The 14345-nt window shown below is 40.5% G+C and carries 14 protein-coding genes; 13 read left to right on the top strand and 1 reads right to left on the bottom strand.

Annotated features, from left to right (window positions below; genetic code table 11):
• Positions 1-19 precede the first annotated feature (19 nt).
• The 12 genes from plsX to PTUN_RS10435 all read left to right on the top strand — a co-directional run bounded on the left by plsX (position 20) and on the right by PTUN_RS10435 (position 11113).
• Positions 20-1069: a phosphate acyltransferase PlsX gene (gene plsX / locus PTUN_RS10490; RefSeq protein WP_009840255.1), complete on the top strand. Its 1050-nt coding sequence runs from the start codon at positions 20-22 to the stop codon at positions 1067-1069.
• 159 nt (positions 1070-1228) lie between these two features.
• Positions 1229-2164: an ACP S-malonyltransferase gene (gene fabD / locus PTUN_RS10485; protein ID WP_009840254.1), complete on the top strand. Its 936-nt coding sequence runs from the start codon at positions 1229-1231 to the stop codon at positions 2162-2164.
• 14 nt (positions 2165-2178) lie between these two features.
• On the top strand, positions 2179-2925 hold the full coding sequence (gene fabG, locus PTUN_RS10480) for a 3-oxoacyl-ACP reductase FabG (RefSeq protein ID WP_009840253.1): 747 nt from the start codon (positions 2179-2181) through the stop codon (positions 2923-2925).
• A gap of 228 nt (positions 2926-3153) precedes the next feature.
• Complete coding sequence (acpP, locus tag PTUN_RS10475) at positions 3154-3390, top strand: acyl carrier protein (protein ID WP_009840252.1); 237 nt, start codon at positions 3154-3156, stop codon at positions 3388-3390.
• 94 nt (positions 3391-3484) lie between these two features.
• Positions 3485-4723 (top strand): beta-ketoacyl-ACP synthase II, encoded by a 1239-nt coding sequence (fabF, locus tag PTUN_RS10470; protein ID WP_009840251.1) that lies wholly within the window; start codon positions 3485-3487, stop codon positions 4721-4723.
• 81 nt (positions 4724-4804) lie between these two features.
• The gene (gene pabC / locus PTUN_RS10465; protein WP_009840250.1) at positions 4805-5605 is read left to right on the top strand and encodes an aminodeoxychorismate lyase; all 801 of its coding nucleotides are present in this window, start codon (positions 4805-4807) and stop codon (positions 5603-5605) included.
• Positions 5595-6587 carry an endolytic transglycosylase MltG gene (gene mltG / locus PTUN_RS10460; protein WP_009840249.1) on the top strand — a complete coding sequence of 331 codons (993 nt, stop codon included), beginning with the start codon at positions 5595-5597 and terminating at the stop codon, positions 6585-6587. The genes pabC and mltG overlap by 11 nt, the downstream gene beginning before the upstream one ends.
• A gap of 1 nt (position 6588) precedes the next feature.
• The gene (gene tmk, locus PTUN_RS10455; RefSeq protein ID WP_009840248.1) at positions 6589-7218 is read left to right on the top strand and encodes a dTMP kinase; all 630 of its coding nucleotides are present in this window, start codon (positions 6589-6591) and stop codon (positions 7216-7218) included.
• On the top strand, positions 7215-8123 hold the full coding sequence (holB, locus tag PTUN_RS10450; RefSeq protein ID WP_009840247.1) for a DNA polymerase III subunit delta': 909 nt from the start codon (positions 7215-7217) through the stop codon (positions 8121-8123). Before tmk ends, holB begins: the two co-directional genes overlap by 4 nt.
• A gap of 8 nt (positions 8124-8131) precedes the next feature.
• Positions 8132-8458 (top strand): PilZ domain-containing protein, encoded by a 327-nt coding sequence (locus PTUN_RS10445; RefSeq protein WP_009840246.1) that lies wholly within the window; start codon positions 8132-8134, stop codon positions 8456-8458.
• 12 nt (positions 8459-8470) lie between these two features.
• Positions 8471-9250 carry a TatD family hydrolase gene (locus PTUN_RS10440; protein ID WP_009840245.1) on the top strand — a complete coding sequence of 260 codons (780 nt, stop codon included), beginning with the start codon at positions 8471-8473 and terminating at the stop codon, positions 9248-9250.
• A gap of 9 nt (positions 9251-9259) precedes the next feature.
• Positions 9260-11113, top strand: coding sequence for a metallophosphoesterase family protein (locus tag PTUN_RS10435; protein ID WP_009840244.1), 1854 nt, complete (start codon positions 9260-9262; stop codon positions 11111-11113).
• 369 nt (positions 11114-11482) lie between these two features.
• On the opposite strand, the gene rsmF is transcribed toward PTUN_RS10435, so the two are convergent.
• Complete coding sequence (gene rsmF / locus PTUN_RS10430) at positions 11483-12922, bottom strand: 16S rRNA (cytosine(1407)-C(5))-methyltransferase RsmF (protein WP_040644301.1); 1440 nt, start codon at positions 12920-12922, stop codon at positions 11483-11485.
• 145 nt (positions 12923-13067) lie between these two features.
• Here rsmF and PTUN_RS10425 point away from each other — a divergent pair, with 145 nt between their 5' ends.
• Positions 13068-14294, top strand: a complete 1227-nt coding sequence (locus PTUN_RS10425; protein ID WP_009840242.1) for a nucleoside recognition domain-containing protein — start codon at positions 13068-13070, stop codon at positions 14292-14294.
• Positions 14295-14345: the final 51 nt, after the last annotated feature.

Raw genomic sequence — 14345 nt, 5'->3', positions numbered from 1 at the left:
TCTTTTTAGAGATTATATTATGCCAAATAATCTAACCATAGCGTTAGATATAATGGGGGGCGATTACGGCCCCCGTTCATCTCTTCCTGCTGCTGTCGAAGCGGTTAACTCTATTGAAAATTTAACGCTTATCCTTTGTGGTAACGAGCGTTTGATCCGCACCGAATTAACCAAGCGTGGTGCACTTACTCACCCTAGAATACATATTCAACATTGTTCCGAAATGGTTAACAATGATGATAAGCCGTCTTTAGCGCTGCGTAACAAAAAAGATTCATCCATGCGTGTCGCGTTAGAATTGGTCAAATCCGGCCGAGCACAAGCCTGCGTGAGTTCTGGTAATACCGGTGCTTTATTAGCGACCGCTCATTATGTCTTAAAAATGCTGCCAGGTATTTCGCGGCCAGCCTTAATCACATCCGTACCCACTCAAACACCGAAACCAGTTTATTTGCTCGATTTAGGGGCAAATGTAATTTGTGATGCTGAAACATTATTTCAGTTTGCGCTCATGGGCTCAGTGGTAGCAGAACAAGCTCAGAATTTAACTCAAGCCCGAGTGAGTTTGCTCAATATTGGTGCTGAAGAAATTAAAGGGCATGATTGCATTAAAGAAGCTGCAAAATTAATGCAGGCCAGTAAGCATCTCAATTATATTGGTTACAGTGAAGGCAGTGATATTTTTACTGGTAAAGCAGATGTAATTGTCTGTGATGGATTTGTGGGGAATGTGGCACTTAAAACCTGTGAGGGTATTGCCAAACTTATTTTTTATAAACTTAATAAAGCACTCAATAAGAGCTTTTTTTATAAAATTTTAGCCTTATTACTTACTCCAGTATTAAAAAAACTCTATAAAAGGGTGAACCCCGACCAGTATAACGGTGCAAGTCTGATAGGATTGCGCGGAATTGTGGTGAAAAGTCACGGAAACGCCTCAGAAAAAGCATTTCTTGCCGCAATAAAAGAAGCTGTACGCGAAGTTGAACGTCAATTGCCAGAGAAAATCCAGCGCAAGTTCGAACAAGTTTTAGCTCAAAGCACTGCTAAAAACGATTGTAATAGTTAATGGCTGTTACACGCTAAAGCGGTGTGATTAATTGTTAAGTCGCTTTGGAAATAGTCAAAATAATAAATTCCTGCTGCTTATCGTCATACTTATTTGATTTTAAGCTCATCGATGAGCTGCTTGAAATAGGTCATTTTTTTTGTAAAAGAAGAAAATTATATGTCAGAAAAATTTGCAATTTTATTCCCCGGTCAAGGTTCTCAGTCAGTTGGCATGTTAGCCGATTTACTTGCCTCTTCAACGGTTGTTCAAGAAACTTTCGCAGAAGCATCAGCTGCGCTTGGTTACGACTTGGCGGCGTTAGTTTTAAACGGACCAGAAGAAAGCCTCAATCAAACTGATAAAACCCAGCCGGCTTTATTAACTTCAAGTGTTGCTATTTATCGCCACTGGTTGTCACAAGGTGGTGCTAAACCTGCGGTACTCGCTGGTCACAGTTTAGGTGAATATTCAGCCTTGGTGTGTGCCGGTGTACTCTCTTTGGGTGATGCGGTAGTGCTGGTTGAAAAGCGTGGTCAATATATGCAACTTGCAGTGCCAGCCGGTACGGGTTCGATGGCCGCAGTGATTGGTCTAGCCGATGATTTAGTTGCTCAAGCATGCCAAAGTGCGGCGCAAGGTGACGTTGTAGCACCTGTTAACTTTAATTCTCCAGGCCAAGTAGTAATAGCCGGTGAAAAGGCGGCGGTTGAACGTGCATCTGCGGCTTGTAAAGAAGCCGGTGCTAGAATGGTCATGCCGCTTGCAGTATCTGTACCTTCACATTGTGCATTAATGAAGCCTGCAGCTGAAAAATTAGCAAATGATTTAAATGCGATTGATTTTAATATTGCTGACATCAATGTGATTAATAATGTCGATGTTGCCACGGTTACTGAACAAGCACAGGTAAAAGACGCTTTAGTTCGTCAGCTTTATAGCCCTGTACGTTGGACAGAAACGGTGCAACATATTGCTGCGCTAGGTATTACTACAACGTATGAATTTGGTCCAGGTAAAGTATTGTCTGGTCTTGCAAAACGAATTGATAAATCAGTGTCTTGTGTATCAGTAAACGATGTTGCATCGGTAACTGCTGCATTAGCGCAAGAATAATAACGGAACAGCAAATGAATAATTTATTTTCTTTAGCGGGTAAAATTGTACTCGTAACAGGTGCAAGTCGCGGTATTGGTAAATCAATCGCAGAAACCTTAGTTGCACAAGGTGCTACGGTTGTGGGTACAGCTACAAGTGAAACTGGCGCTGCGGCAATTTCAGAATATTTAGGTCAGGCTGGTAAAGGTTATGCGTTAAATGTGACTGATATTGCATCGGTTGAAGCGGTATTAGCTGCAATTCAAGCTGATTTTGGTGATATTGATGTACTTGTTAATAACGCCGGTATCACACGTGATAATTTGTTAATGCGTATGAAAGACCAAGAGTGGGATGACATCATTGATACCAACTTAACGTCAATTTTCCGCTTATCAAAAGCTGTATTACGTCCGATGATGAAAAAACGTGCTGGCCGTATTATTAATATTGGTTCTGTAGTGGGTACAATGGGGAATGCGGGTCAAGCAAACTACGCAGCAGCAAAAGCGGGTGTGATTGGTTTTTCAAAAGCGCTTGCGCGTGAAGTTGCATCACGTGGTATTACAGTCAACGTCGTTGCTCCTGGTTTTATTCAAACGGATATGACCGATGAATTAACAGCTGAGCAAAAAGCTGCGACGCTTGCCAATGTGCCTGCAGGTCGTTTAGGTTTACCAAATGAAATTGCAGCCGCAGTGGCTTATTTAGCATCTGATATGGCGGCGTATGTCACAGGTGAGACTCTCCATGTAAATGGTGGGATGTACATGATCTAAACTCAGTGCTAAAGTATCGCCGTAGTTGAAAATAGACAACTTCGACGATCTTACTGAATTTTAGATTGATATCGCTGTTAAAATGAGCGATAAAAGAGTGTTTTTAGGTTCATGAGGTTTGACCAGATCAAAAAGTATGGTTTAATTCTTGAATCACATTATTTTGCACCGTAAACTACGCTGCAATCTGAAAAGTAACGCTTTAGCGTTTTAATAAAGGAAAGAAGAATGAGCAACATCCAAGAACGCGTTAAGAAAATCATCATTGAGCAACTAGGTGTTAAAGAAGAAGAAGTTAAAAATGAATCTTCTTTTGTTGATGACTTAGGTGCAGATTCTCTAGACACTGTTGAACTTGTAATGGCTTTAGAAGAAGAATTTGATACTGAGATCCCAGACGAAGAAGCTGAGAAAATTACTACAGTTCAAGCTGCTATCGATTACGTAACTGCACACGCAGAGTAATACATAGCAAGTTAAGGGCAGCATTCGCTGCCCTTAATCTATCTATAATCCCCTAAATTTTAAAACCAACATTTTTTCCCCATTGGAGGACACTGTGGCTAAACGTCGAGTTGTAGTTACTGGCTTAGGTATGTTAACCCCGTTAGGTAATGACGTTACGTCTACTTGGCAAGGGTTGCTAAATGGCAAAAGTGGAATTGATTTAATTACACACTTTGATACGTCGGACTTTGGTACTAAATTTGCTGGCACATTAAAAAACTTTGATGCTTCGTTATACATGGCACCTAAAGATACTAAAAAAATGGATTTATTTATCCAATACGGTATCGCTGCAGGGGTTCAAGCGTTTAAAGATTCCGGTCTTGAAGTGACAGAGCAAAATGCAACGCGCATTGGTGTTGCTGTTGGTTCAGGCATTGGTGGTTTAACTTTAATAGAAGAAAACCACATTAAATTATTAAATAGTGGCCCTCGTAAACTTTCTCCTTTTTATGTGCCATCGACCATCATCAATATGATTTCAGGTCACTTATCGATTATGCACGGCTTACGAGGCCCAAATATTTCTATTGTTACGGCCTGTACAACGGGTTTACATAATATTGGCCATGCCGCGCGTATGATTGCGTATGGCGATGCCGATGCTATGGTTGCAGGTGGCGCTGAAAAAGCATCAACCCCAATCGGTATGGGCGGCTTTTGTGCCGCACGAGCACTGTCAACACGTAACGATAACCCACAAGCTGCGTCTCGCCCTTGGGATAGAGATCGTGATGGTTTTGTACTGGCCGATGGTGCGGGTGTAATTGTGCTTGAAGAATATGAGCATGCCAAAGCGCGTGGTGCAAAAATTTATGCTGAACTGGTTGGTTTTGGTATGAGTGGTGATGCTTACCATATGACATCGCCTCCAGAAGATGGTTCAGGCGCTGCATTGGCCATGGTGAATGCACTTAATGATGCGCATGTTAACGCTGAGCAAGTAGGTTATATTAATGCTCATGGTACTTCTACCAATGCGGGTGATAAAGCTGAAACCGCAGCAGTAAAATCAGTATTTGGTCACAATGCTCATAATGTTATGGTGAGTTCATCAAAATCAATGATGGGTCATTTATTAGGTGCGGCAGGCTCTGTTGAATCAATTATCAGTATTTTATCATTACAAGATCAAAAAGTTACACCAACGATTAACTTAGATAATCCGGACGAAGGGTGTGATCTTGATTACGTACCTCATACCGCCCGTGATGCCAAACTTGAGTATGCGTTATGTAACTCATTTGGTTTTGGTGGCACAAATGGGTCACTATTGTTTAAGAAAATCTAATCTATTAGCAATACGTTAACCTTGATATACTGTCAAGATTAGCCACAAATGATGAGAGCCTGGTTGATACCGGGCTTTTTTATGAAGAAAATACAGCTCCATATATCTGATGTAACAACAGTTTCTACTCTAGATCGCGGCTTTAATTATGGTGATGGCTTTTTTACCACCGCAAAGGTGATTGATGGCACAATTGAGCTTTGGCCACTTCATCGTGAGCGTTTACGTCAATGCCAACAAAGATTGTTTTTTCCTGAGCTTGATTTAGACGATTTGACTACCAAGCTAATGCATTATGTAGCTGAGTGTAAATTAGCTGTAGTGAAAGTTGTGATCACCCGTGGTGTCGGTGGGCGAGGTTATAGTGCACCAGAAGATACACAACCACAGGCTTTTGTAACTGTTACTCCATTTCCTATTCATTATGAAACATGGCAACAATCAGGCGTAGCATTAAGCATTGCGCAAACCCGATTAGGGCTCCAGCCTTTGCTTGCTGGGTTAAAAACCTTAAACAGGTTAGAACAAGTATTAATTAAAGAAGAAATTCGCCATAATAGTGCACAAGATGCACTGGTACTTAATGTCAGTGGCAATGTGATTGAAACCTCTATTGCTAATATTATAGCAGTACGAAATGGTCGGTTTTATACTCCAGATTTAACTCAATCGGGTATTTTAGGCGTTTTTTTGCAACATTTAAGCTGTATTAATACCATTGAAATCATCAAAATGACGCTGGAAGATATTTACTCCATGGATGCAGTGTTTTGCTGTAATAGCTTAATGGGTCTTGTGCCTATTAAATCTATTAGTAATCAATGCTATGATCTGACCTTAGCAAATAAATGGCGAACAGAGCTTAACCCTAGTGCGTATTAAATTATTAATTACAGTAACATTACTGATTTTAGCTTTAACGAGCGCTGCTGTTTGGCAATTCAAACAATTACCATTACAGCGAATATCAATTGAGCAGCCTCGTTTGTTTTTAGTGCAATCGGGTATCGGCTTAAAAAAATTGTGTCAACAATGGCAAACAATTGCGTTGGTTGACTCATGCCTTGGGCTGGAAATTTTAGCAAAACTCGATCCAAGTCTGACAGATTTAAAAGCGGGCATGTATCAATTGCGCCCGGGTACTGTGCTTGAAAATGTAAGACGAATTAATCAAGGTGATGCTCACTTATTTAGTTTTACCATTATTGAAGGGCAAACTTTATATCAAATCATTGATAAGATAGCCGCAGCACCTTATTTGAGCGTGCCGAACTTTATATTTGAACTTGATGAACTTGAAGCCGCGCTTAATTTTACCGGTGATCATCTTGAAGGGTGGCTCTATCCCGAAACCTATTATTATCGTGCTAATGAAACCGCAATTTCCTTGTTAAAACGTGCTTCGTCGAAAATGAAAACTTATTTACAACAAGCATGGGAGCGCCGAGCAGAGAATTTACCGTATGCAAATGCGTATGAGGCGTTGATCATGGCCTCAATTATCGAAAAAGAAACTGGTATTGCCAGCGAGCGTCCTTTAATTGCATCCGTTTTTATTAATCGCCTGAATAAAAAAATGCGCTTACAAACCGATCCTACAGTGATTTATGGCTTGGGCGAGGCATTTGATGGCGATATTAAGCGAAGCCATCTAAAGCAGTTGACTCCTTTTAATACATATATGATCAATGGATTACCTCCAACACCTATCGCGAGCCCATCTGCTGCGGCCATTGATGCCGCTTTAAATCCTCTGCAATCAGATTATTATTATTTTGTTGCTAAAGGGGATGGGAGTCACCAATTTTCTAAAACGCTGAGTGAGCATAATGCTGCTGTGCGTAAATACCAATTAAAGAAGTAATATGACAGCAAAGTTTATTGTAATTGAAGGTTTAGAAGGTGCAGGAAAATCAACGGCGATTGCCTTGTGCCAAGAAATTTTAAAGGCACATCAGGTTAACTTTGTTAATACCCGCGAGCCAGGTGGTACCCCTTTAGCTGAGTCGTTACGTAATTTAGTGAAGGCAACACATCAAGAAATCATGAGTGCAGAGGCTGAATTACTCATTATGTATGCTGCTAGAGCTCAGTTACTCACCAATGTAATTCGACCTGCGCTGGCAAATGGTCAGTGGGTATTAGGCGATCGTCACAACTTATCATCGCTTGCATATCAAGGAGGTGGTCGTGAGCTTGATAGCAGTACATTAAATGCGCTCAGTAACATCGTACTGAAAGGTTTAAAACCGGATTTAACCATTTACCTTGATATAGATCCTGCCGTAGGCTTAGCGCGCGCAGCGGGTCGGGGTGCACTCGATCGCATCGAGCAAGAGCAATTGAGCTTTTTTGAACGAACACGGGCGCAATATTTAGCCATAGCAGCAAGCGATCCTAGCATTAAAGTAGTGCAGGCAGGTCAAGAAATAAGTGCAGTGCATCAAGATATACGCGCAGTACTGACAGCGTTTTTAGTTGAGCAAGGAAAATGATTTACCCTTGGCTTGGTGCTTCGCATCAGATGTTGGCAGATGCTTCTCAAAATAAGAAATTGCATCATGCGCTGCTGTTACAAGGTGTACAAGGGATTGGTAAACAAACCATGGCTGTGCATCTTGCTGGTGCATTGCTGTGCCCAAATCAGCAGAATCTAACAGCATGTGGTCAATGTAAATCATGTCATTTACTTGCAGCGCAGAGTCATCCTGATTATTTAGTTTTAGGCCATGAACAAAAGACGATTGGTGTCGATGAAGTACGAAAAATTGCTGATTTCTGCCAAACGTCAGCAGGACAACGCGGTGCAAAAGTCGTGGTTGTGAATGATGCAGATTTAATGACTACCGCAGCAGCTAATGCGTTGCTAAAAACATTAGAAGAGCCTGCAAACAACCGATTTCTAATTTTAGTATCAGCGCAAGCTGAGCGCTTGCCTGCCACTGTGCTTAGCCGCTGCAGTCAAGTGACATTAAGTGTTGATGATGCGCAATTAGTCGAGCAATGGATGGCTGAAACCGACTCTAAAATTGATTGGCAAAGCTGGCAACATCTGTTCCTACATCAGCCTTTATTATTATTAAAATGGCAGCAAAATGAAGATCACACTATTCTTACTAATCTGTATGAATTAGTCCAACAACTAAAAAATGGCATCTCGGCACAGTTACTTGTTGATATTTTGCAACAAAAATCAGAATATAGCAGCGTGTTTTATATCTTCGTTTGTGATTATGTAAAACAAGCCTTACTCAAACAACAACTCGATTTTAAGGCTTACCAAATTTGTTTACAGCATTTATTGAATTTTCAACAAGCGGTAAAACAAGTTTTGGGGTTAAATTTTCCACTGGCAGTCAGTGATTTAGTGTTTGCTTTACAGCAGCAATTGAAACGTTAGGGTGTATTTTGCAAGAACTGTTAATTGATTTTGAAGATTTACGTGAACTATATAAATCGTACATGCCGTATTTAAAAAACGGTGGTTTATTTGTTCGTACTAATATGCATTACGAAATGGGCCAACCCATGGCACTGCGCGTGACTTTGCCTGATGCTCTTGAAGAAGATGTAGTGACAGGTTCCGTAGTATGGCTCACTCCGCAAGGTAGTCAAAATGCGAATCCACCAGGTATTGGTATTGGTTTTATCGACGATAAGCATCTGTTACGTGATAAAATAGAACGAATTTTAGGTGGCATGCTCAATTCGGGCGATGTGACCTACACTATGTAGTAAGTAGATATTGTGATAGTAGATTCTCATTGTCATCTCGATAGACTCGATTTTGACAAACTTGATTTAAACCTCGATCAAGTTCTCGAACAAGCCAGACAAAAACAAGTCGAACATTTTTTATGTGTTTCGGTTACTTTGCAGCAATTTCCTGACATGTTAGCAAAAATTGCCCATTATCCTGACGTTTCGGCCTCTTGTGGGGTTCACCCTCTTGATCAAAAAGATGCGCTCGATAAAGAATTGCTGTTAAAGCTCGCTGTAGATCCAAAAGTAGTTGCGATAGGTGAAACTGGGCTTGATTATTTTTACAGTGCAGATACAAAACAAGTCCAGCTAGATTCATTTGTTGGTCATATTGAAGTAGCACGTGAGCTTAATAAGCCATTGATTGTTCATACCCGAGATGCACGTCAAGATACGTTATCATTATTAAAAAGCCATAAAGCCGATGAGGTAGGTGGAGTATTACACTGCTTTACTGAAGATTGGCAAATGGCAAAAGCGGCGATTGATTTAGGTTTTTATATTTCAATTTCAGGCATTGCCACTTTTAAAAATGCAGTTGAATTGCGCGATGTGGTAAAACAAATCCCATTAGATCGCTTATTAATTGAAACTGATTCGCCATATCTAAGCCCTGTCCCCCATCGTGGCAAAACCAATCAACCTGCTTATGTACAAGATGTTGCTTATTTTATCGCAGACTTAAAAGGATTGAGTTATCAACAATTGGCCAGTGCCACAACGGCTAATTTTTATAACTTGTTTCAGTTGGCTGCCAGAAGTTAACTTTTGAACATGTTATCTGCGGCGCTCTCGTTACCGTTTTTACTGTTAGGTCCGCAGATCCGCCGCGCTGAGCCTCATGCTATTTGTATCAGCGTTGCGACAACCACTCCCGCTGATTTAACTATTGAGCTAATTGGTTTAGACAATTACCACATAGATCAAACCTGTATTGAGCTTGGTAAGTCGCTATTTTTACGTTTTTTTAGTTTACGTTCTGAGTCTGGTTTTCCAACCAATCAACTGATTAGCTATCAATTACAAAGCGCTGAGGATATTGATCATAGTGAATTTTGTTATGATGGTGCATCAACACCGCGCTTTATTATTCCAACTGATCTTACCCAAGTACTTCATGGTTCATGTCGTAACCCTCACCATGATAGTCAAGATGGCCTCGTTGCTGCCGACCATTATCAAGCTAGAAGTAGAGACGCAGGTGAGTTTGGTGCTGAGTTACTGATTTTATCGGGCGATCAAGTTTATTGTGATGATGTTGCAGCACCTATGCTGTACAACATTCATCAAGTAATTAGTTTACTTGGTATTTACCCCGACAAAGGCATTGATTTAACTTTACCCAATACGCTTGAGCAGCAACTTTATAAACGGGCACGCTATTTACCTATCACTCCATGGCGTGAACGAGATAAAACTGAATTTGGTTATTGGTTACGTAAAGATTGGGTGCATTTTACGAGCCTAAAAGCCGCCAACCATCTGATTTATTTTGAAGAGTTTATTGCATTATATGTTTTAACGTTTAGTAGTCGTATTTGGTCGTATCTGGGTGATGGACTTGCTGATTTATCCTTATTTACGGCCAAAGAGCAGCAACTTTACCAGCACGAGCAACAAACTATACAAGCATTCTCACAAGCTCTGCCTGCTTGTAGCCGATTATATGCCAATATCAGTACCTTAATGATGTTTGATGATCATGATGTGACCGATGACTGGAATTTAACGGCTGCGTGGGAGCGGGCGGTTTATCAAAATAAAAATAGCCGACGAATTGTTGCGAACGGCATTATTAGTTACTGGTTATTTCAAGGAATTGGTAATGATAATGGTGAAAAAACAGCAGCCTTACTACCTGAATTTAAACGTTGCTTAGTTAAAAATACATGGCAATTAACAAAATTTGACAATACTATTTTTAAATTTGATCAGTGGTCGTATCATCTAAATTGTCAGCCGAGTGTGGTGGTGATTGATTCACGCACGCAACGTTGGCGTAATGAACAAAATTTTCATGAACCTTCAGGGTTGTTAGATTGGCAGCAACTGACGCAATTAGAAGAAGCGCTTGTTGGCAAGGATGAAGTAATTTTAGTCTCACCTGCGCCAGTTTTTGGTGTTAAATCAATTGAAGCCATTCAAGCCGTTTTTAACTTTTGTGGTCAACCTTTGTTAGTTGATGTCGAAAACTGGATGGCTCATGAGGGCGCAGCGCGAAAACTAATGCAAATTTTTCGCCGTGGCGATACTCCTTGTGAAACCTTAATTTTATCGGGTGATGTTCATTATTCTTTTTGCTTTTCGGTCCAAGCACGCTTTAGCCAACGTCATAACCGTATCTGGCAATTAACTGCCAGTGGAATTAAAAATGAATTTCCAACTAAGTTGTTAAGATGCTTAAATAAAATTGATAGTGTTTTATATGGAAGATTCAGCCCCCTCAATTTTTTCACTAAACGTTGGCAAATGAAAGTTGCTAAACATACGTTAGTGCACAATCAAAATCAGCATTTGATCAGTAAAAGTGGCATCAGCCTGATTGTATTAGCAGATCATAAATTAGTGAGTTACCAAATTTTGCATGGTAATGGTCAATTAAGCGAATTTGATTTAAACAAAGCGTAAAACAAAGTGATAGAAGTAACCTTTTAAGCGATTTTGTTCGAATAACAATCAAAAACTCGATTGTTAGATTTATAACGTCTTAAAAAATATAAGGTTATCTATTCATTGGTTGAAATTTTAAAGAAAATAAAAGAAAAAACGCCTAGGACGAATCCGAATTGTCCTAGGCATAGGGGAATGGCTCAGACTGAGCCGTGCGCTAACTTAAAAAATTCCACATACTTTAGGGAGAAGTGAAAGTAACGTTAAGTGTAGTTAACAAAACTAAAAAAGTATAAAAAATTTACAAATATTTAATCTTTTTAAAAACATAATGTTATGCATTGAGTGCACATTTAAATCACATTTTAGCCACACTTTTTACGCGGTTTATACCCAAGTTATTAACTGGTTATTCCTAACTAGATCGCGCGGTAGACTGTTTTTAATTTTCGATTTTTGCCATTTCCCCAAGCCAATCACTGAACCGCATAATCGTAATAATACTTCACCCGTGTCGTTGGTTGATGTGGGTAAACTAATGTCTTTTCCCTGAAAATAATCATTTGCTTGAACAGATGACAGCTCGTAGGTGTTTTTAAGGGCTAAGTGACCAAAACAGGTTGCAAACTCATGGCATAATCTCACACCCGTGCGGTGAGTTTGCCCCACTAAAATTCCCATTCGGCTGTATTTTATTTTTTCATTTATGAGGGCAAATTCACTCGGAAATAACCACACTTCTTTATCCCGTAAATGCAGTTGTCCTGGTAGTGAATCGATCCCAAACTGTTTTTTTAATTCGTTTAATAATGTCTGAGCATCTTTTTTACCGTAAAGCGTGAAAGGAAATTGGCCTTTTTTAGTCTGTGGTTTTGGATGAGATGAATGGCTGGATTTTTTGAATTTAGCGACAAAAAAGCCTTCAGTATCATAAAGTTGTGGCCAAATGTGCAGGTATCCCTCGGACGTTGCAGCGCGCTTGGCATCAAAAAATAAATCATCGAGTTTAACGACTTCAATTTGTCCGGCAAAGGTATCGAGTAAATACTGACACACCTCTTGGTTTTCAAGAGGGGTCAGAGTGCAGGTTGAATACACTAAAGTACCGCCTGTTTTTAACGCATAAAAAGCACTTTCAATGAGTTGTTTTTGCACTTGTGCTATCTGCTGGTTTGATTCAATTGACCAATTTTTCAGAGCATCGGGATCTTTGCGTACAGTGCCTTCGCCAGAGCAAGGGGCGTCTAATAAAATATGGCTGAAGCTTTGTTCCATATAAGGGCCAAACACAGCCGCATCAAAATGCGACAACGCAACATTGGCAATGCCTAAACGTTGCATATTGGCACTGAGTGATTTGAGCCGCGATGATGAAAATTCATTGGCAACTAATACGCCAGTATTTTTCATTTGTGCTGCGATTTGTGAGGTTTTAGAACCCGGTGCCGCTGCCATATCAAGCAAAATGCAATCGGTTAAATCATTTTGATGTTGTAGCGCAAATACAGGCAGCATAGAGCTTGCTTCTTGAATATAAATCGCGCCGCTTAAATGGATATCGGTATTGCCTATGGATAAATTTTGTTGCGCTTGCGGGCGCTGATACCAAAACCCTTCCTCGCACCAAGGCACAGGTGTAATTTGCCAATCATGATTTGCAGCATAGGTTTTAAAGTCGGCCACTGACATTTTTAAGGTATTGACTCTAAGCGCTGGGCGAAGAGGACTTTGGCAGCTGGTGAGGTAGTCGTCTAATGATAAATGACTTGGTAAATAGCGCTGCACATCTGCGATAAATTCTGCGGGGATATAAGTATGTTTGTCCAATGTGGTTGCCTTGGATTTTTGCGATAAAGTAATGATATCAGCAAAGCGGGGTGGGATTAAATAAAAGCCGATAAATAGCCATTTATTGTGACTTTTTGCCGCTAAAATGAAACAATTCAACGATAAAAAATAATAAAAACTCATTATGCTTAATAAAATTTGGTTATCTTTTTTTATCATCGCTTTTTTTTCAGCCTTAGCCACTTGGTTAGGCGGCGATGGCTTGGTGTTTGAACGCATGGTGCAAGCACTGTTTACTATGGCAAAAGTCTCCGTTGAAATAGCGATTGGCCTTGTTGGTGCATTGTGCTTTTGGCTGGGGGTGATGAAGGTGGCAGAGCAAGCAGGGCTGGTGAATGTGCTGGCGCGAGTTTTGTCACCCTTGTTTGGTAGATTAATGCCTGAGGTGCCAAAAAATCACCCTGCATTTGGTTCTATCACTATGAATTTAAGTGCTAATTTATTAGGGCTCGATAATGCGGCCACGCCACTTGGCATCAAAGCGATGCACGACTTGCAAAGTATCAACCCGCAGAAAGACACCGCCAGTAATGCGCAAATCCTGTTTTTAGTTCTCAATACCAGCTCAGTAACCTTGTTTCCTATTGCTGTTTTTGTTTATCGTGCCCAGCAAGGCGCGGCATCGCCAACTGATGTTTTTATTCCTATTTTATTGGCGACATTTAGCTCGACCCTAGTCGGGTTATTGGTGGTGGCGTGGATACAAAAATTAAAGCTTTATCATGCTGTTACCTTGGCTTATTTGGGCACGATTATCGCTGCCATTTTGGCCTTAGTCTTATATTTTTCAACCTTAGCGGCGCAGCAACTGAGTTACCAATCAGCAGTATTGAGTAATTTTTTAATATTTACGTTTGTATTGCTCTGTTTTTGTTGGGCATTTTATAAAAAACAAAATGTTTATGAGCAATTTATTGAAGGTGCCAAACAAGGCTTTGAATTTTCGATATCGCTTATTCCTTATTTGTTAGCCATGCTCTGTGCGATAGGGGTATTACGTGCCAGCGGTGCGCTTGATGTGGCATTAGATGGTGTGCGCTACTTGGTTGCGCTTGCCAATGGCGATGCCCGTTTTGTTGATGCCATGCCAACGGCATTTATGAAACCGCTGAGTGGCTCAGGGGCACGTGCTATGATGCTCGAAACCATGAATACCCATGGTGCAGATTCATTTGCTGGGCGACTAGCTTCAACCATTCAAGGTTCAACAGAAACCACTTTTTATGTTTTAGCTGTGTACTTTGGCGCGGTTGGAATAAAGCATACACGCCATGCAATTGGCTGCGGCTTAGCTGCTGATTTTGCAGGTATTGTGACGGCAATTGCGGTGTGTTACTGGTTTTTTGGTTAATTAAATAGTACCTATCTTTATTGCTGCCATTTGTTACAGTGGGTTAACTAA

The organism is Pseudoalteromonas tunicata (assembly GCF_002310815.1).
Taxonomy (GTDB): Bacteria; Pseudomonadota; Gammaproteobacteria; order Enterobacterales; family Alteromonadaceae; genus Pseudoalteromonas; species Pseudoalteromonas tunicata.
Note: the sequence above shows the minus strand (reverse complement) of the source record. Positions and strands in the feature narration are given on the sequence as shown.

Coding starts and splice junctions, on each gene's coding strand:
- plsX (WP_009840255.1), top strand. CDS start 20: ATGCCAAATAATCTAACCATAGCGTTAGATATAATGGGGGGCGATTAC.
- fabD (WP_009840254.1), top strand. CDS start 1,229: ATGTCAGAAAAATTTGCAATTTTATTCCCCGGTCAAGGTTCTCAGTCA.
- fabG (WP_009840253.1), top strand. CDS start 2,179: ATGAATAATTTATTTTCTTTAGCGGGTAAAATTGTACTCGTAACAGGT.
- acpP (WP_009840252.1), top strand. CDS start 3,154: ATGAGCAACATCCAAGAACGCGTTAAGAAAATCATCATTGAGCAACTA.
- pabC (WP_009840250.1), top strand. CDS start 4,805: ATGAAGAAAATACAGCTCCATATATCTGATGTAACAACAGTTTCTACT.
- tmk (WP_009840248.1), top strand. CDS start 6,589: ATGACAGCAAAGTTTATTGTAATTGAAGGTTTAGAAGGTGCAGGAAAA.
- holB (WP_009840247.1), top strand. CDS start 7,215: ATGATTTACCCTTGGCTTGGTGCTTCGCATCAGATGTTGGCAGATGCT.
- PTUN_RS10435 (WP_009840244.1), top strand. CDS start 9,260: ATGTTATCTGCGGCGCTCTCGTTACCGTTTTTACTGTTAGGTCCGCAG.
- PTUN_RS10425 (WP_009840242.1), top strand. CDS start 13,068: ATGCTTAATAAAATTTGGTTATCTTTTTTTATCATCGCTTTTTTTTCA.